The 16,411-nt window shown below is 70.6% G+C and carries 17 protein-coding genes; 8 read left to right on the top strand and 9 right to left on the bottom strand.

Annotated elements, in window-relative coordinates; translation table 11 throughout:
* Nucleotides 1–15: 15 nt before the first annotated feature.
* Nucleotides 16–483: a GNAT family N-acetyltransferase gene (locus Q9R08_RS19805; protein ID WP_308869908.1), complete on the top strand. Its 468-nt coding sequence runs from the start codon at nucleotides 16–18 to the stop codon at nucleotides 481–483.
* A 21-nt stretch (nucleotides 484–504) separates the two neighbouring features.
* Here the strand turns inward: Q9R08_RS19805 and ispD are convergent, their stop codons facing one another.
* A complete protein-coding gene (gene ispD, locus Q9R08_RS19810) occupies nucleotides 505–1,707 on the bottom strand; it encodes a 2-C-methyl-D-erythritol 4-phosphate cytidylyltransferase (protein ID WP_308869909.1) in 1,203 nt (400 codons plus the stop codon).
* Nucleotides 1,708–1,812: 105 nt separating this feature from the next.
* Nucleotides 1,813–2,295 (bottom strand): CarD family transcriptional regulator, encoded by a 483-nt coding sequence (locus Q9R08_RS19815; RefSeq protein ID WP_045298114.1) that lies wholly within the window; start codon nucleotides 2,293–2,295, stop codon nucleotides 1,813–1,815.
* Between the two features lie 177 nt (nucleotides 2,296–2,472).
* Here Q9R08_RS19815 and Q9R08_RS19820 point away from each other — a divergent pair, with 177 nt between their 5' ends.
* A complete protein-coding gene (locus tag Q9R08_RS19820) occupies nucleotides 2,473–3,003 on the top strand; it encodes a DNA modification methylase (protein WP_308869910.1) in 531 nt (176 codons plus the stop codon).
* A gap of 69 nt (nucleotides 3,004–3,072) precedes the next feature.
* On the opposite strand, the gene Q9R08_RS19825 is transcribed toward Q9R08_RS19820, so the two are convergent.
* On the bottom strand, nucleotides 3,073–3,756 hold the full coding sequence (locus Q9R08_RS19825) for a response regulator transcription factor (protein WP_308869912.1): 684 nt from the start codon (nucleotides 3,754–3,756) through the stop codon (nucleotides 3,073–3,075).
* Complete coding sequence (locus Q9R08_RS19830) at nucleotides 3,753–5,132, bottom strand: sensor histidine kinase (RefSeq protein WP_308869914.1); 1,380 nt, start codon at nucleotides 5,130–5,132, stop codon at nucleotides 3,753–3,755. The genes Q9R08_RS19825 and Q9R08_RS19830 overlap by 4 nt, the downstream gene beginning before the upstream one ends.
* A gap of 170 nt (nucleotides 5,133–5,302) precedes the next feature.
* Between Q9R08_RS19830 and phoU the strand changes: the two genes are divergently transcribed.
* Entirely contained in the window at nucleotides 5,303–5,980 is a 678-nt protein-coding gene (gene phoU, locus Q9R08_RS19835; protein ID WP_308869915.1) for a phosphate signaling complex protein PhoU, read from the top strand.
* 79 nt (nucleotides 5,981–6,059) lie between these two features.
* Here phoU and Q9R08_RS19840 read toward each other — a convergent pair whose 3' ends face one another.
* Nucleotides 6,060–6,809 carry a phosphoglyceromutase gene (locus Q9R08_RS19840; RefSeq protein ID WP_308869916.1) on the bottom strand — a complete coding sequence of 250 codons (750 nt, stop codon included), beginning with the start codon at nucleotides 6,807–6,809 and terminating at the stop codon, nucleotides 6,060–6,062.
* Between the two features lie 97 nt (nucleotides 6,810–6,906).
* On the opposite strand from Q9R08_RS19840, the gene Q9R08_RS19845 reads away from it, so the two are divergent.
* Complete coding sequence (locus Q9R08_RS19845; protein ID WP_308869917.1) at nucleotides 6,907–7,725, top strand: class I SAM-dependent methyltransferase; 819 nt, start codon at nucleotides 6,907–6,909, stop codon at nucleotides 7,723–7,725.
* An 8-nt stretch (nucleotides 7,726–7,733) separates the two neighbouring features.
* On the opposite strand, the gene Q9R08_RS19850 is transcribed toward Q9R08_RS19845, so the two are convergent.
* The 4 genes from Q9R08_RS19850 to Q9R08_RS19865 form a co-directional block, all read right to left on the bottom strand.
* Nucleotides 7,734–8,846: an FUSC family protein gene (locus Q9R08_RS19850; RefSeq protein ID WP_308869918.1), complete on the bottom strand. Its 1,113-nt coding sequence runs from the start codon at nucleotides 8,844–8,846 to the stop codon at nucleotides 7,734–7,736.
* A gap of 11 nt (nucleotides 8,847–8,857) precedes the next feature.
* Complete coding sequence (gene ygfZ / locus Q9R08_RS19855) at nucleotides 8,858–9,964, bottom strand: CAF17-like 4Fe-4S cluster assembly/insertion protein YgfZ (protein ID WP_308869919.1); 1,107 nt, start codon at nucleotides 9,962–9,964, stop codon at nucleotides 8,858–8,860.
* Between the two features lie 42 nt (nucleotides 9,965–10,006).
* Complete coding sequence (locus tag Q9R08_RS19860; RefSeq protein ID WP_308869920.1) at nucleotides 10,007–10,609, bottom strand: nitrobindin family protein; 603 nt, start codon at nucleotides 10,607–10,609, stop codon at nucleotides 10,007–10,009.
* Nucleotides 10,610–10,744: 135 nt separating this feature from the next.
* Nucleotides 10,745–11,035, bottom strand: coding sequence for a hypothetical protein (locus Q9R08_RS19865; protein WP_308869922.1), 291 nt, complete (start codon nucleotides 11,033–11,035; stop codon nucleotides 10,745–10,747).
* A gap of 139 nt (nucleotides 11,036–11,174) precedes the next feature.
* Between Q9R08_RS19865 and Q9R08_RS19870 the strand changes: the two genes are divergently transcribed.
* From Q9R08_RS19870 to pstS, 4 genes are all read left to right on the top strand, one after another.
* On the top strand, nucleotides 11,175–11,873 hold the full coding sequence (locus Q9R08_RS19870) for a response regulator transcription factor (RefSeq protein WP_308869924.1): 699 nt from the start codon (nucleotides 11,175–11,177) through the stop codon (nucleotides 11,871–11,873).
* Between the two features lie 76 nt (nucleotides 11,874–11,949).
* Nucleotides 11,950–14,112, top strand: a complete 2,163-nt coding sequence (locus Q9R08_RS19875) for an RNA degradosome polyphosphate kinase (RefSeq protein ID WP_308869925.1) — start codon at nucleotides 11,950–11,952, stop codon at nucleotides 14,110–14,112.
* The gene (locus Q9R08_RS19880) at nucleotides 14,109–15,047 is read left to right on the top strand and encodes an NUDIX hydrolase (RefSeq protein WP_308869926.1); all 939 of its coding nucleotides are present in this window, start codon (nucleotides 14,109–14,111) and stop codon (nucleotides 15,045–15,047) included. The genes Q9R08_RS19875 and Q9R08_RS19880 overlap by 4 nt, the downstream gene beginning before the upstream one ends.
* A gap of 237 nt (nucleotides 15,048–15,284) precedes the next feature.
* Entirely contained in the window at nucleotides 15,285–16,394 is a 1,110-nt protein-coding gene (gene pstS, locus Q9R08_RS19885) for a phosphate ABC transporter substrate-binding protein PstS (RefSeq protein WP_308869928.1), read from the top strand.
* Nucleotides 16,395–16,411: the final 17 nt, after the last annotated feature.

Raw genomic sequence — 16,411 nt, forward strand, 5'->3', positions numbered from 1 at the left:
CACACTGGGCGCGACATGCAGCGCACCATCGACATCCGCACCGACGACCTGAGCGGCGCGGCCACACGGAACCTCATCGCGTTCCACCTGGCAGGCATGCACGACACCTCTCCGGCGGAGAGCGTGCACGCGCTCGACATCGATGCGCTCCGGCATCCATCGCTCTCGGTGTGGTCGGCCTGGATCGACGGCGAGCTCGCGGGTGTCGGTGCGCTCAAGGCGATCGACGCCACCCGCGGCGAGATCAAGTCGATGCGGGTCGACGACCGGTTCCGCGGCAGCGGGGTGGGGCGAGCGCTGCTCCGCCACATCGTCGACGAGGCGCGGCGACGGGGCATGTCGAGCCTGTGGCTCGAGACCGGCTCCACCGCCGACTTCGTGCCGGCGCAGCGGCTGTACGAGAGCGAGGGCTTCGTGCTGTGCGGACCGTTCGAGGGCTACGCGCTCGATCCGTTCTCGGTCTTCATGACGCGCGCGCTCTGACGACCCCAGACGCTCCTGGCGTCAGGCGGGGACCACGACGGCGACGGCGAAGACCGACACGCCTTCGGTGCGCCCGGTGAACCCGAGGCCGTCGGTGGTCGTCGCCGAGACCGCCACGGGCGCTCCCCCGAGCGCATCCGACAGCGCCCGTTCGGCCTCGGCACGGCGGCTCGAGAACCGGGGGCGGTTCGCCTGCACCTGCACCGACACGTTGCCCACGCGCCAGCCCGCCTCGCCGAGGAGGGCGACCGTGCGGCTGAGGAAGACTTCCGCGTGCGCGCCCGCGTACTCCGGGTGAGCCGTGCCGAAGTGCGTGCCGATGTCGCCCAGGCCGGCGGCGGACAGCAGCGCGTCGACGATGGCGTGGGCGACGGCATCCCCGTCGGAGTGTCCCGACAACGGCATCTCTCCCGGCCATTCGAGGCCCGCGAGCCAGAGCGTCCCGTCGCCGCCGAACGCGTGCACATCCGTGCCGACACCGACGCGAGGGACCGGGTGCGGGTTCTCCAGGTGCGGGGCACCGTGCGGGGCCGGCTGGGCGAGCAGATGGCGGGCACGGTCGAGGTCGGCGGCCGTCGTGATCTTGAAAGCGAGCGGATGCCCCGGCACGGCGGCGACGGCATGACCGGCCTCGGCGACGAGCGCGGCGTCGTCCGTGAATTCGGCGCGGGCCGCGGCATATGCCGCGTCGAGCACGTCACGGCGGAATCCCTGCGGCGTCTGCGCGGCGGCGAGCTCTGAGCGGTCGACGACAGCCACGATCTCGTCCGCCACGACCCGCTTGATGGTGTCGATGACCGGGAGCACGGGGATCGCGCCGGACGCGCCGGCGTCGATGGCGGCGACGACGCGTTCGAACACCTCGGGCGGGGTCAGAGCGCGGGCCGCGTCGTGTACGAGGACGATCTCGACGTCGGCCCAGAGCGCGTCGAGCCCGGCGGCCACGGAGGCCTGGCGGGTCTCGCCGCCGGGGACCACCGAGACGAGGTCACGGCGGTCACCTGCCGTCGCGAGCGCCTCGCTCCAGGCATCGCCTTCGCGCCCTGCCGGCGCGACGATCACGACCTGTGCGGCCGGGGCGGCGAACACGCCCTCGAGCGCATGGCGCAGTATGCTGCCCCCGTCGATGCCGACGAAGGCCTTCGGCGCACCCGCCCCGAGGCGTGTGCCGGAACCTGCGGCCACGACGACGATGCCGATGCGCGGCACGGGGGTGATGCTCACCCGCTCACGCTATCGCGATCGGCCGCGAGCGCTGCGCAGGGCCTCCGCCACCGGACGGCGCACACAGCAGAACGGCGCCCCCCTTGGGGCGCCGTTCTGGGAGTCTCAGCTTGCGAGGACCTCGTCGAGGAGGACGCTCGCCTTCTCCTCGTCGGTCTTCTCGGCGAGGGCCAGCTCGGAGATCAGGATCTGCTTCGCCTTGGCGAGCATGCGCTTCTCTCCGGCCGACAGGCCGCGGTCCTGATCGCGGCGCCAGAGGTCGCGCACGACCTCGCTGACCTTGATGACGTCACCGGAGGCGAGCTTCTCGAGGTTGGCCTTGTAGCGGCGCGACCAGTTGGTCGGCTCCTCTGTGAAGGGAGCGCGCAGCACCTCGAAGACCTTGTCGAGACCCTCCTTGCCGATGACATCTCGGACGCCGACAAGGTCGACGTTCTCTGCGGGGACTTCGATGATGAGATCACCTTGCGTGACGTTGAGCTTCAGGTACTTCTTCGTCTCGCCCTTGATGATCCGGTCTTTGACCTCGATGATCGTTGCCGCCCCGTGGTGGGGGTAGACGACCGTCTCGCCAACCTCAAAAAGCATGGAGTTATGTCCTTTCGGCAACCTCCAGGATACCACAGGAGAAATACGCTAAGGTTCTCCGCCCCACCGGTCGGACGGCGACACATCCCCCACCGGGCATCGGCCGCCGAGGCGCTCCGCGCACTCGGCGGGGAGCCCCTAGAATGCTGGAGAACCGTCATCCGTCTAGGAGGATCCGTGATCTCGATACACCGCCGCAGCGGTTCTACGCGCGGCCGGTCCGCGGCGGCACTCGGCACCCGCAACCGCCGGCTGATCGCCTCGCTGGCCATCGGCGGCGCCCTCGTCCTCACGGCCACCGGGTGCAGCATGATCTCGCCCCAGGCGACGACGATCGCGTACTCGGCCGCCGAGGGCACGAACGTCTACGGCTCCGGCCCGCTCGAGGTGCGCAATGCCCTCATCGTGGCGAACGAGGACGGTTCCGAGGGCAACTTCGTGGCCGCGATCATCAACCGCACCGACGACTCGCACACCCTGAACGTCGAGATCGGCGAGGACGGCGTTTCGCTGACGGTGCGCGTACCCGCCAACACGACCGTGAGCCTCGGCTCCGAAGAGGACGAGCCGCTGCTGATCGAAGAGCTCGACGCACTCCCCGGCACCGACGTCACCACCTTCTTCCAGTCGGGCGACGCCGAGGGAACGCTGGTATCCGTGCCGGTCCTCGACGGCTCGCTCGACTATCTCTCCGCGCTCGCTCCCTGAGCGGACGCGTCGCACGAACGACGGAGAGGGCGCCCCGGTCGGGGCGCCCTCTCCGCATGTGGGCGGCGCTCAGCCCTCGAAGCGGTAGCCGAGGCCGCGGACGGTGACCAGCATCTCGGGCGATCCCGGATTCCGCTCGATGCGCGAGCGGATCCTCTTGATGTGCACGTCGAGCGTCTTGGTGTCGCCGAAGTAGTCGCTCCCCCACACGCGGTCGATGAGCTGCCCTCGGGTGAGCACCCGGCCGGCGTTGCGCATCAAGACCTCGAGCAGCTCGAATTCCTTGAGCGGCATGTTGATCTCCCCGCCCTCGACCGCGACGGTGTGCCGGTCGATGTCGAGTACCACCCGCCCGCCCTCGAGGACGCGATCCTCGAGGTCGGCGTCGATCTGCGAGAAGCGCCGCAGCACCGCACGCATGCGCGCGAGCAGCTCACGGGCCGAGTAGGGCTTGGTGACGTAGTCGTCCGCGCCGAGCTCGAGCCCCACGACGATGTCGACCTCGGAGTCCTTGGCCGTCAGCATGATGATCGGCACCGCCGAGGTGGTCCGGATCTGCCGGCACACCTCGGTGCCCGGCATCCCGGGCAGCATGAGGTCGAGCAGCACGATGTCGGCACCGCGCTCTCGGAACGAGGCGAGGGCCGCCGGGCCGTCCTCGGCGATCTCGACGTCGTACCCCTCGCGACGCAGGAGGTAGGCGAGCGGGTCGGCGAGATCGGGTTCGTCCTCGACGATCAAGACGCGGGTCATGCGGGGTCTCCATTCCTGCCGGAGGCGAGGTTCTTGCCGGCAGCAGGGCCGACGGTGGTTCGGGGGGCGGTCGCGCCTTCGCCTGCGGAGGACGCGCCGGCAGCGGCGGAGGTCGCGCCGGCAGCGGCGGAGGTCGTGCCGGCGGAGGCCGCTCCGGCAGCGCCGGCGAAAGCCGCTCCAGCGGACGTCGCGGTCGGCCGCTTCTTCTTGCGTCCGCGCTTGGGTGCGGGCTCGATGTCAGGGGCGTCGATCTGCGGCAGGCGGATCGTGAACGTCGACCCGCGGCCCGGTCGTGACCACAGCCGCACCTCACCGCCGTGTCGCTGCACCGCATGCTTGACGATCGACAGCCCGAGGCCGCTGCCGCCCGTGCGGCGCGCTCGTGCCGGATCCGCGCGGTAGAAGCGCTCGAACACTCGGTCCTGCTCGCCCTCGGCGATGCCGATCCCGCGGTCGGTCACGGCGATCTCGACGACCCGGTCCACCGCCTTGATGCCGACTCCCACGCTCGACCCGCGGGGCGAATAGGCGATGGCGTTCGCGATGAGGTTGCCGACGGCCTCGCTCAGGATCTGCGCGTCGCCATGGACATAGAGGCCGCGGGCGCCGCCTCGCACCACCTCGACGCCGGCGGAATCGGCCTGGATGGCGTGCGCGTCGAGCGCGGAGGCGATCACCTCGTCGATCGAGACGTCCCGCTGCGGCAGCTCGTCGGATGCCTGCAGGCGCGAGAGGTTCATGATGCGCGACGTGAGCAGGGCGAGCCGGTTCGCCTCGGCCTGCAGCCGGGTCGCGAAGATGCGCACCTGCGGCGGGTCGTCGGATGCCGACTCGATCGCCTCGGCGAGCAGGCTCACCGCGCCCACCGGCGTCTTGAGCTCGTGACTCGTGTTGGCGACGAAGTCCCGGCGCATCTCTTCGACGCGCTCGCGCTCGGTGATGTCGCGGAGGACGAACAGGGTCAGGCGCGGCGAGATCCGCGAGGCCCGGACGACCACCAGGCGGGGTTCCGCCGGCGGGGCGCCTCTGCGCATCCGCATGGTCTCGGTGGCACTTGTCTCGGTCACGACCGCGTCGCTCGTGCGCACGCGGCGCACCAGGGCACGCAGCTCGTCATTCGGGAGCGTGCCGCCCTCCACGAGGTCGAACGCGGCGGCCGCGGCGGACGCCGCCAGGACCGTGAAAGACGCGTCGACGACGAGCGCGGCATCATCCATGCCGTGGAGCACGCCGCGGACGCCGTCGGGGATCTCGACGGACATCTCCGCATGCGCACGATCGCGCGCCCGCATCGCCGCGACGACGACGGCGGAGATCGAACCGCCGATGATGATCCCCGCGAGGAGGGCGAGCAGCGCGAGCTGCGTCGTGTCCATGCGACCAGCGTAGAGCCACGCTCACGGTGGGATCCGACGGGAACGGACCGGGCACCGCATCGGCCGGGTACTGTTCACCGCGGAGGCACCATCCGTTAACCTTCCCTGGCGACAATCGGCGGGGCGCGGGGCCGAGCCTCTCCCCCGAAACCCATGAAAGGTGCGTCGGAATGCGCGAAGTCTTCCACCAGTCCCTCGAGGACGTGCAGGGGCGTCTCGTCGAGATCGCCGAACTCGTCACGGTCGCCATCGACAAGGCGACGCGCGCGTTCGGCACGAGCGACGTCGCCCTCGCGGAGGAGGTCATCGAAGCCGACGCGGTCATCGACGAGAAGGCCGTCGAGCTCGACGAGCTGGCCATCGAGATCCTCGCGCGTCAGCAGCCGGTGGCCCGCGACCTCCGCATCGTCGTGAGCGCGCTGCGCATGAGCGCATCGCTCGAGCGGATGGGCGACATCGCCGAGCACATCGCGCAGCTCACCCGCATGCGCTTCCCCGAGCGAGCCATCCCCAAGGGCCTGAAGTCGACGTTCCTGAAGATGGGCGAGCTCGACGTCGAGGCGGCACGGCAGCTGACCGAGCTGCTGCGCACGCAGGACGGGGACCTCATCGACGAGATCCGCAACGCCGACGACAAGCTCGACGAGCTGCACGTCTCGGTCTTCGAGAAGGTGCTGAGCGACAGCTGGCAGGGCGACCCGTCGGCCACCGTCGACGCGACCCTCGCCAGCCGCTACCACGAGCGCTTCGGCGACCACGCCGTCTCGGTGGCCAAGAAGGTCGCCTACCTGTCGACGGGCGACTGGACCACGAGCACCGACACCATCGACGTGGTGACCCCGCAGTAGCGCGGGCGCTGCCGCTGCGCAGAAACAAGAAGAGCGGATGCCTCGGGGGGAGGCATCCGCTCTTCTCTGTGCGTCTGGGTCAGGCCTTGCCCTGGTTGGCGACCGCGGCGGCCCCGGCGGCGGCGGCCTCGGGGTCGAGGTACTCTCCGGGGCTGAGCGGCTCGAGGTTCTCGTCGAGGCGGTACACCAGCGGGATGCCGGTGGGGATGTTGAGCTCGGCGATGTCGGCGTCGCTGATGCCGTCGAGGTGCTTGACCAGCCCGCGCAGCGAGTTGCCGTGGGCGGTCACGAGCACGGTCTTGCCGGCCTTCAGGTCGGGCACGATGTCGCTGTGCCAGTACGGCAGCATGCGGTCGATCACGATCTTCAGCGACTCGGTGCCGGGCACCTCGCCGTCGATGCCCACGTACCGCGGGTCGCCGACCTGGCTGTACTGGTCGTCGGCGGCCAGCGGCGGCGGCGGCACGTCGAACGAGCGGCGCCACAGCATGAACTGCTCGTTGCCGAACTCTTCGAGGGTCTGCGCCTTGTCCTTGCCCTGGAGGGCGCCGTAGTGCCGCTCGTTCAGGCGCCACGAGCGCTTCACCGGGATCCAGAGGCGGTCGGCCGCGTCGAGGGCGATGTCGGCGGTCTGGATGGCGCGGCTCAGCACCGAGGTGTGCAGGACGTCGGGCAGGATGCCGGACTCGGCGAGCAGCTCGCCGCCGCGCGCAGCCTCGGCCTTGCCCTGGTCGGTGAGGCGGACGTCGACCCAGCCCGTGAACTGGTTGGTCTTGTTCCACTCGCTCTGGCCGTGACGGAGGAGGATCAGCGTATAGGGCGCGGTCATGCGCCCCATGATATCCGGGCGATCACGCCCGCCCCGGCGCTGTGACGGCGGGCGAGACCCGTCAGCCCGCTCGTGCGACGCCTGGCATCATGGGGGGATGGCGCGGGGACCGGTCGGGCAGATCACGCGCGGCACGACCGGGACCAACCGGCTGCGGCGCGTGGATCGCTGGATCGCACGACAGCCCGCCCTCCGCCGGGCCTCAGACCCGCTCGTGGTCGACCTCGGCTACGGAGCGAGCGGCGTCACGGCGCTGGAGCTGCACTCCCGGCTGGCCCGTGTGCGCCCCGACGTCGAGGTGCTGGGTCTCGAGATCGACCCCGCGCGGGTGGTCCACGCCCGCGCGCAGCTCGAGCAGGTTCGCAGCGGCGGCACGTCCTTCGCACCCGGCGCCCGGGTCTCGTTCGCACGCGGCGGGTTCGAGGTGCCGGTGGCGGGCGGCCGCCGGCCCGCCGTCGTGCGGGCGTTCAACGTGCTGCGCCAGTACGGCGAAGCAGAGGTCGCGGAGGCCTGGGCGACGATGGCCGGGCGTCTCACGCCCGACGGGCTTCTCGTCGAGGGGACCTGCGACGAGATCGGGCGGATCGCGACCTGGGTGGCGATCGACCCTGACGCGGCGCCCCGGACCCTCACGGTGTCACTGCGACTGGCCGGGCTGCAGCATCCGTCGGTCGCCGCGGAGCGGCTTCCCAAGGCCCTCATCCACCGGAACGTGCCGGGCGAGCGCGTGCACGCGTTCCTGGCCGCCCTCGACGCCGAGTGGGAGCGCGCGGCGAGCGTCTCGCCGTTCGGCCCGGTGCATCGCTGGCGCACGGCGCTGTCGGCGCTCGCCGCCGGCGGCTGGCCGATCCGCGAGCGCTCGCGGTGGCGCTTGGGTGAGGTCACCGTCCCGTGGGAGGCCGTCGCGCCGCGCTGACGCCCACCTCACAACCGCGGCAACAGGGCGCGGGCATCGGCCGACGGCATGCCGGTCGCGGTGAGCAGGTCGACCGCGAGCGGCCGCAGCGCCGTGATGAGGTACTGCTCGCCCTGCGACCCGTCGGGCAGGATCTGCGCCGGGTCGAGGCGGACCGCCACCGCCCGCACCGCCTCCTGGGCCGCGGGCTGGAACGAGATGTCGTCGAGGCTCTCCCCGACGAGGGCTGCGCCGCGCATCAGCTCGGCCAGAAGCTCCGCCGGCACGGGGCGGCGCTGGCCGTCGTCGCACAGGTACACCGCGCGGCGCGCGACCACGCGAAGGTTGCGCGTGGCGAAGTCCATCGCCTGGAGCACGGCCTGATGGCGCCGCAGCTCGGCGCGCTGGGGACGCAGCCAGGGCGAGAATCCCGCCACCGCGAGCCCCGACTCCAGCGACGCGCGCCATTCGTCGATCCGGGGGCCGATCGCGCGCGCCTTCTCGAGTCCACGCGTCGCCCGCAGCGCATCGCCGCGGCGGAGCGCCTGCACGATGGTGTTCGCGGCGGCATCGGCCGCCGCGAACACGGCATGTCCGTCGCGCGCCTCCTCGCTGCGGGGGTTGCGCGGGATGAGCGCCGTCACGACGAGGGCGGCCACACCGCCCACGATCCCGTCGATGAGCCGCGAGAAGGGCTGCGAGGCGGGAAGCGACATCACGATCGACGCCTGGATGCCGGCCATGATCGCGAACGGCGGATACGGGGACAGGAACCTGGCGACCAGCAGCGTGACACCCAGCGCGAGGGCGAGCTGCCACCACCCCGGCCCGACGACCACGACGAAGCCCTCGGCGACGAGGATGCCGACCAGCATCCCGACGACCGTCTCGAGCACGCGGCGAGGACGGGCGTCGCGTACGAGGCCGAGGCTCGAGATCGTGACGGTCGCCGCGAGCAGCGGCGCCGGATGTCCCACGACGTAATGCGCGAAGGCCCATGCCGCGGTCGCGGCCACCGTGATCTGCAGGATCGCGATCGCGGATCCGCGCACGCGCGCCAGCTGCGGCCGCACATCGAGCCGGGCGCGCCAGCCCGTGGGCACGGTCTGGGTGATCGCGGCGGTGTCGCCGTCGCCGCTCACCGCAGCCGCTCCTACTGCGCTGCCGCGCGGCGCGACAGCCGGGTGATCCGGGGAACGTTCGCCGTGGCGCCGGCGTCGGGCGGCACCACGACCTCCTGCGCCGCGGCGACGGAACCGTCGGCGGTGTCCACCGTGAGCGGCGCGTCGACCGGGGTGGTGCGGCGCACGATCGCCAGGGCGATGGGCCCCTCCTCGTAGTGCAGCGCCGCCGACGTCACGATGCCGACCGCGTCGTCGCCGATCCGCACAGCGGCACCGTGCTCGGGCAGGACGCTGTCCGAGCCGTCGAGCTGGAGCGCCACCAGGCGTCGCGGCGGGTGGCCGAGATTGTGGACCTTCGCGATGGTCTCCTGCCCGCGGTAGCACCCCTTGTCGAGGTGCACGGCGGTGCGCAGCCAGTCCAGCTCATGCGGCAGAGCGCGCTCGTCGACGTCGGCTGTCCAGCGCGGGCGCCACGCGGCGACGCGGAGCGCGTCGACCGCTGCGAGCCCGGCGAGTTCGAGGTCACCGGCGACGGCGGCATCCGCGATCCGCTGCTCCTCGTCCCGGGTCACGATCGCCTCCGCCCAGTCGCGGTCGGCACCGGGATGCGGCTCGACCGGGGCGTAGGCGTACCCGCCGGGCGAGACGGACGGCCACGGGTCGCGCCACACGAGCGGCATCCCCGATGGCGTGGCGGGCGAGATGCGCTCGAGGGCTGCGGCGGTGCCGCCGATGACCGCGTACTCGTCGTCGGCGATGCGCGGGTCGACGCGCAGCCGGAAGCGCATCTTGCGCAGCCAGCCGAACAGGCCGTCGACGTCGGCCCGATCGGCGATCAGCCAGGTGGTCTCGCCGTCATCGAGGACGGATGCCCCATGCTCGACGTGCCCTTGCGGATCGAGGATGAGCAGCTCCGTGCTCACGCCGGGCTGAAGGCGCGCCAGCGCCTGCGACGACAACGAATCGAGCCACGTCAGGCGGTCCGCACCGGGCACCGCGATCACCGCGCGGTCGCGGCGCGGCGCGATCGCGGCGCCGGCGGCGAGACGACGCTGCTCGACGAGGGGGCTGCCCACGTGCTGCAGGCCGGCGTCGTCGACGACGGCGCCGGGGACCGGGGCGAACGGGTCAGTCATCGATCCCTCTGCTCATTTCGGGGCGTGCCCACGTCACGGCGCTCATTCCAGCTTGGCGAGGCGTGCCGAGGCGTGCGCGCCGAGTTCGAAGCCGAGCGCGGCGATGTCCCACGCCCACAGCAGATGGCCGTCGACCAGACCGTACATGCGGGTCGCCGCGGCGTACGCCTTGGCGCTGGCCGGGCGCACCACGGCGTCCGTGGCGATGTCGATGCGGGGGCCTTTGATCTGACCGAGATACAGCTCGCTCACGCCGTCGGCGTGCACGAGCGCGACCTCGAGGTCGAACCCGCCGTCGCTGTTGCGCAGCCCCTCGATGTCGTCGGCGGTGCGCGTGGCCGAAGCCGCGACGGCCGGAAGCAGACCGGGGCCGGCATCCGCGTCGGTCGCGGGGAGGGCGAGACGCCAGTAGCCCAGCTCGGCCACCAGTCGCGTGCGCGCCTCCGGGTCGTCCGCGTCGTGCAGCCACGCCTCGGCGGAGTAGTTCAGGTAGTCGCCGCCATCGTGGCTGAAGCTCACGCGATGCGTGAACTCGCCCGTGTAGGCGTGGTCACCGTAATCGATGACGCCGGTTCCCTCCCACACGCCGATGAGCCACGACAGCGGCACGAGCTCTGCGGGAAGGTCGGTCGGAATCTCGAGCACGAGGCGCCCCGTCAGCGCTGGCCGCGGTACAGGTTCTTGACGACGACCGCGGAGACGAAGACGATCGCGAGCGACGCCAGACCGAGCAGGCCCACGAAGAACAGTTCGAGCGCGACGAGATCCATGAGATCGAGTCTAGCCGGGAACCAGGGCGGCCAGACCGAAGCCGAGGCTGATGACGCCCATGACCAGCGCCGCACCGAGGATGCTCGCCGCCACCCGTTCGGTGAACCCCTGAGAGCGGCCCGACCAGAGCTGGGTGGCGAACGCCACGATGAGGCATCCGCCCAGTCCGACGCCCAGCCAGGCCGCGCGCCAGTCCGGCGCCGCGAAGACGCCGACGACGATCGCGATCAGCGCCGCGAGCACCCACACGGCGACGATGCCCCCGAAGGTGCGACGAGGGGCGAGTTCTGGCAGGGCCATGCCTCCCATCATCGCCCATCGGGCCCTACGGCGCACGCGTCCCGACGTCGTCGACGATGGTCATGAGAGCGGACCACCACCCTGCCACGCCCTACACTGGGGTTCGCGGCGCGCCCCCACGCGCCGGGAAGGCGATCCATTGGCACAGCTCCTGGTTCTCAGTTCCACTCACGGAGGCGGTCCCGTGCTGCCCTCGCTCGAGCTGCTGAGCCACCGCGTGCGCCTGATCCCCGCCGAGCCTGCCCAGCTGGTCAACGCGCCGAGCGCCGACATCATCTTCGTCGACGCCCGTGTGGATCTCGTCGGGGCGAAGTCGCTGTGCAAGATCCTCAACACGACGGGTCTGGACGCCCCGCTCCTGCTGATCGTCACGGAGGGCGGTCTCACCGCGGTCTCGCCGGACTGGGGCGTCGACGACGTGATCCTCTTCACCGCCGGCCCTGCCGAGGTGGATGCGCGCATCCGGCTGGCGGTCGGACGCCAGTCGGCCGAGCAGGTGTCGACCCGCATCCAGACGTCGGGTATCACGATCGACGAGTCCTCTTACTCCGCGAAGGTGCACGGCCGGCCGCTCGACCTCACCTACAAGGAGTTCCAGCTCCTGCACTTCTTCGCCACGCACCCGTCGCGGGTGTTCACGCGTGAGCAGCTGCTGAGCGAGGTCTGGGGCTACGACTACTTCGGCGGCACCCGCACGGTGGACGTGCACGTCCGGCGTCTGCGCGCCAAGCTCGGCGACATGGAGCAGCTCATCGGCACCGTCCGCAACGTGGGCTACCGCTTCAACGTGTACGAGGACGAGCCCGAGCCCGCACCGCGCGAGCGCACTCAGGCGTAAAGCGCGACGGGGCTCGACCCGCGGCATCCGTCACCCCGTTCACACTCTCGTCACGTGACCCTGCAATGATGAGGGGATGATCGAACCCGAGGTGCTCGACGCCGGCCTGGGCGATGCGGACGACGACGACTTCGACCTCTCGGAGGTCTTCGACTCGCAGCTTCCCGACCATCGCTACCTGGACCGCGAGCTCAGCTGGCTCGCCTTCAACCAGCGCGTGCTCGAACTCGCCGAGGATCCGAACCTGCCGACGCTGGAGCGCGCGAACTTCCTCGCGATCTTCGCGAACAACCTCGACGAGTTCTTCATGGTGCGCGTCGCGGGGCTCAAGCGCCGCATCGTCACCGGTCTGGCGCTTCCCACGAACATCGGCCGCTCCCCCGCCGACGTGCTCGCCGACATCTCGGCGGAGGTCCGCCGCCTGCAGCTGCGTCACGCCGAGGCGTGGACGTCGCTCGTCAAGCCGGCACTCGCCGACGCCGGTATCCAGATCGTCTCGTACGACACGCTCGACGAGGACGAGCGGGCTCGGCTGTACGACTACTTCCAGGCGCAGGTCTTCCCCGTCCTGATGCCGCTCGCTGTCGACCCGGCCCACCCGTTCCCGTACATCTCGGGGCTGTCGCTGAACCTCGCGATCCGCATCAGAAGCGCCCGCACCGGCCGTCAGGAGTTCGCGCGCCTGAAGGTGCCGCCGATGCTCCCCCGGTTCGTCGAGCTTCCGGCGGCTGCGGGCACGGTGCGCTACCTGCCGCTCGAGGACCTCATCTCGAACCACCTCGACGACCTGTTCCCGGGCATGGAGGTGCTGGACCACCACGCGTTCCGCCTCACGCGCAACGAGGACGTCGCGATCGAGGAGGACGAGACCGAGAACCTCATCCAGGCGCTCGAAGCGGAGCTGCTGCGACGCCGCTTCGGCCCGCCGATCCGGCTCGAGATCACCGACGACATGGACGACGTGACGCTCGACCTCCTCGTCAAAGAGCTCGACGTCACCGAGCAGGAGGTCTACCGCCTCCCCGGTCCGCTCGACCTGCGCGGCCTCTTCGATCTGCGCATCGATCGCCCCGACCTGCGCTTCACGCCGCACCTGCCGACGACCGCGCTCGCCTTCCAGCCCGGCGACAACAACGAGCGGCCCGACATCTTCGCGTCCATCCGCAAGGGCGACGTGCTCGTGCACCACCCGTACGAGTCCTTCGCGACCAGCGTGCAGGCCTTCCTGGAGCAGGCGGCGAAGGATCCGCACGTCCTCGCCATCAAGCAGACCCTCTACCGCACGTCGGGTGACAGCCCCATCGTGGAGGCGCTCATCGACGCCGCCGAGGCCGGCAAGCAGGTGCTGGCGCTCGTCGAGATCAAGGCGCGCTTCGACGAGGCGAACAACATCGTCTGGGCGCGCAAGCTCGAGAAGGCTGGGGTGCACGTCGTGTACGGCCTGGTGGGCCTGAAGACCCACTGCAAGCTGGCGCTCGTGATCCGCGAGGAGAACGGCGTGCTGCGCAGCTACAGCCACGTCGGCACCGGCAACTACAACCCCAAGACCAGCCGCGTGTACGAGGACTTCGGACTCTTCACGGCCGACGACGTCGTGGGTCGCGACCTCACCCGCCTCTTCAACGAGCTGAGCGGCTACGCGATCGAGAAGAAGTTCAAGCGCCTCCTGGTCGCGCCCCTCCACCTTCGCAAGGGGCTGCTGCGGCTCATCGAGAAGGAGCGCCGCAACGCGCTCGCCGGCAAGCCCGCGAGCGTGCGCATCAAAGTCAACTCCATGGTCGACGAGCAGATCATCGACGCCCTCTACCGCGCCAGCCAGGCCGGCGTGAAGGTCGAGGTGTGGGTGCGCGGCATCTGCGCGCTGAAGCCGGGCGTCGAGGGCATGAGCGAGAACATCACGGTCCGCTCGATCCTCGGCCGCTACCTGGAGCACTCGCGCATCTTCGCCTTCCACAACGACGGCGACCCTGTGGTCTACATCGGCAGCGCCGACATGATGCACCGCAACCTCGACCGCCGGGTCGAGGCGCTCGTGCGCGTGTCGACACCCGCCCATATCAAGGAGCTCAACGACCTCTTCACCCTGTCGATGAGCGACACCACCAGCTCGTGGCATCTGGGACCCGACGGCGAATGGGTGCGCCACAACGTCGGCGAGGACGGCAAGCTGCTTCTGGACCTCCAGGATCGGACCATGACCAACGTGCAGCGCCGCCGGCGGGCACGGGCGGTGCGATGACCGAGACGGCCGTCTACGCGGCCGGGGGCGTCGTCTGGCGTGTCGTCGATGGCAAGCTGCGCGTGCTCCTGATCCACCGCACGAAGTATCGCGATGTGACGCTGCCCAAGGGCAAGGTCGATCCCGGCGAGATGCTCGCCGAGACGGCCGTCCGCGAGATCCACGAAGAGACCGGCATCCGCGTCGCCCTGGGCGTGCCCGTCGGCGTCTCGCGCTATCGGCTGCCCAGCAAGCGCACCAAGATCGTGCACTACTGGGCGGCAGAGGCGACGGAGCCGGCGATCCGGGCCTCCGCGTTCGTCCCGAACAAGGAGATCGCCGCGATCGAATGGGTCTCGCCGAAGAAGGCCCTCCGCCGGCTCAGCTATCCCGTCGACGCCGAGATCCTGGAGTACTTCATCCGGCTGATCGACGAGGGCGTGCTGCGCACCTTCCCCATCGTCGCCCTGCGTCACGCCAAAGCCGTCGGCCGCGAGGAGTGGGACGGCAGTGATGCCGCGCGTCCGCTGGCGGCGCGCGGCCGCAAGCAGGCGAACTCGATCGTCGGTCCCCTGGTCGCGTTCGGCGTCCGCAAGATCGTGTCGAGCCCCGCGGTGCGCTGCGTCAAGACCGTCGCGCCGCTGTCGGCCGCACTCGGCCGCAAGATCGACACCACCAAGCTGATCGGTCAGGACGCGTGGGAGGAAGGCAAGTCCGACGCGCGCACCGTCGTCGGCGAACGCGTCCGCGCCCGCAAGCCCTCCGTGCTGTGCAGTCATGGGCCGGTGCTGCCCGACATCCTCAGTGAGCTCGCACTCGCGACCGGGACACTGCGCGGGTCGTACCTCGGCAGCGCCTCGGCGCTCGAGCCGGCAGCCTTCTCGGTCGTTCACATGTCGGTGGACAATCCCGGCTCGGGCATCGTCGCCATCGAGACCCACATCCCCAAGGTCTGATTCGCGCCTCAGCCGGGTGCGTGAACAACAGCCACCGGGTGCCGCGGAATTCCGCGGACGGAGGGGCGACGGTGTCGATGCCGACGCATGGATGTCGGCATCCCGTTCACCTTCCGTTCACCCGCGCAGCGCACTCTCTTAAGAGTCCGAGCCTACGTTTCAGAACGAACCCCGCACCGGGTTCGAACCCGAAGGCCTTCCCGGGCCTCTTTCCCTGACACGTGAAGGATTCACACAGTGAAGATCTCTCGCATCGCCCAGGTGGGCGCTGTCGCCGCAATCGCGGCCCTCGCCCTCGCAGGCTGCGCCTCCAACGAGACCCCCTCGGGCGAGACCACCGACGCACCCGAGTCGAACCTCTCCGGCGAGATCGCGGGCGGCGGTTCTTCGGCTCAGGAGGTCGCCGTCCAGGCGTGGACCGCCGGCTTCCAGACCGCCAACCCCGACGTGACGATCACGTACGACCCGTCGGGCTCGGGCGCCGGACGCGAGTCGTTCCAGGCCGGAGCGTTCCCGTTCGCGGGCTCCGACCGCGCCTTCAAGATCGAGGAGATCGAGGCCGGACCGTTCGACGGCTGCGTCGAGGACTCCGGCATCATCGAGCTGCCCACGTACATCTCGCCGATCGCCGTGATCTTCAACGTCGAGGGCGTCGACGCGCTCAACCTCGACGCGGCGACCATGGCCGGCCTGTTCGCCGGCACGATCACGAACTGGAACGACCCGGCGATCGCCGCGCTCAACCCCGACGTGACCTTCCCCGACCTGGCCGTGACGCCGGTGCACCGCGCCGACGACTCGGGCACCACCGAGAACTTCACCGACTACCTCTACCAGGCGGCGGGCGACGTGTGGACGAACGAGGCTGACGGCGTGTGGCCGCTGTCCAGCGGTGAGGCCGCGCAGGGCACCTCCGGCGTCGTCTCCGCCGTCGCGGGCGGCAACGGCACCATCGGCTACGCCGACGCGTCGCGTGCGGCTGAAGAGGGCCTCTCGACCGCCGCGGTGAAGGTCGGCGACGAGTTCGTCGAGTACTCGCCGGAGGCGGCCGCCGCCATCGTCGACGAGTCGCCGTTCGAAGAGGGCCGCGGCGAGGGCGACCTCGCCATCGAGCTGCACCGCACCTCCGACGTCGCGGGCGTCTACCCGATCGTGCTCGTGAGCTACATGATCGCGTGCCAGGAGTACGCCGACGCGGCCGTGGCGCCCATCGTCAAGGGCTACCTGCAGTACGTCGCCAGCGCCGAGGGCCAGGATGCCGCTGCCGCCGCAGCCGGCAGCGCGCCGATCTCGGACTCGCTGCGTGAGCAGGTCAACGCCGCGATCGACCTGATCGTCACCCAGTAAGACCCCGATACCCGGCC

The sequence above is a fragment of the Microbacterium psychrotolerans genome, from assembly GCF_031085295.1.
GTDB lineage: Bacteria > Actinomycetota > Actinomycetes > Actinomycetales > Microbacteriaceae > Microbacterium > Microbacterium psychrotolerans.

Coding starts and splice junctions, on each gene's coding strand:
- Q9R08_RS19805 (WP_308869908.1), top strand. CDS start 16: ATGCAGCGCACCATCGACATCCGCACCGACGACCTGAGCGGCGCGGCC.
- Q9R08_RS19815 (WP_045298114.1), bottom strand. CDS start 2,295: ATGCTTTTTGAGGTTGGCGAGACGGTCGTCTACCCCCACCACGGGGCG.
- Q9R08_RS19825 (WP_308869912.1), bottom strand. CDS start 3,756: ATGACCCGCGTCTTGATCGTCGAGGACGAACCCGATCTCGCCGACCCG.
- Q9R08_RS19830 (WP_308869914.1), bottom strand. CDS start 5,132: ATGGACACGACGCAGCTCGCGCTGCTCGCCCTCCTCGCGGGGATCATC.
- phoU (WP_308869915.1), top strand. CDS start 5,303: ATGCGCGAAGTCTTCCACCAGTCCCTCGAGGACGTGCAGGGGCGTCTC.
- Q9R08_RS19840 (WP_308869916.1), bottom strand. CDS start 6,809: ATGACCGCGCCCTATACGCTGATCCTCCTCCGTCACGGCCAGAGCGAG.
- Q9R08_RS19845 (WP_308869917.1), top strand. CDS start 6,907: ATGGCGCGGGGACCGGTCGGGCAGATCACGCGCGGCACGACCGGGACC.
- ygfZ (WP_308869919.1), bottom strand. CDS start 9,964: ATGACTGACCCGTTCGCCCCGGTCCCCGGCGCCGTCGTCGACGACGCC.
- Q9R08_RS19865 (WP_308869922.1), bottom strand. CDS start 11,035: ATGGCCCTGCCAGAACTCGCCCCTCGTCGCACCTTCGGGGGCATCGTC.
- Q9R08_RS19875 (WP_308869925.1), top strand. CDS start 11,950: ATGATCGAACCCGAGGTGCTCGACGCCGGCCTGGGCGATGCGGACGAC.
- Q9R08_RS19880 (WP_308869926.1), top strand. CDS start 14,109: ATGACCGAGACGGCCGTCTACGCGGCCGGGGGCGTCGTCTGGCGTGTC.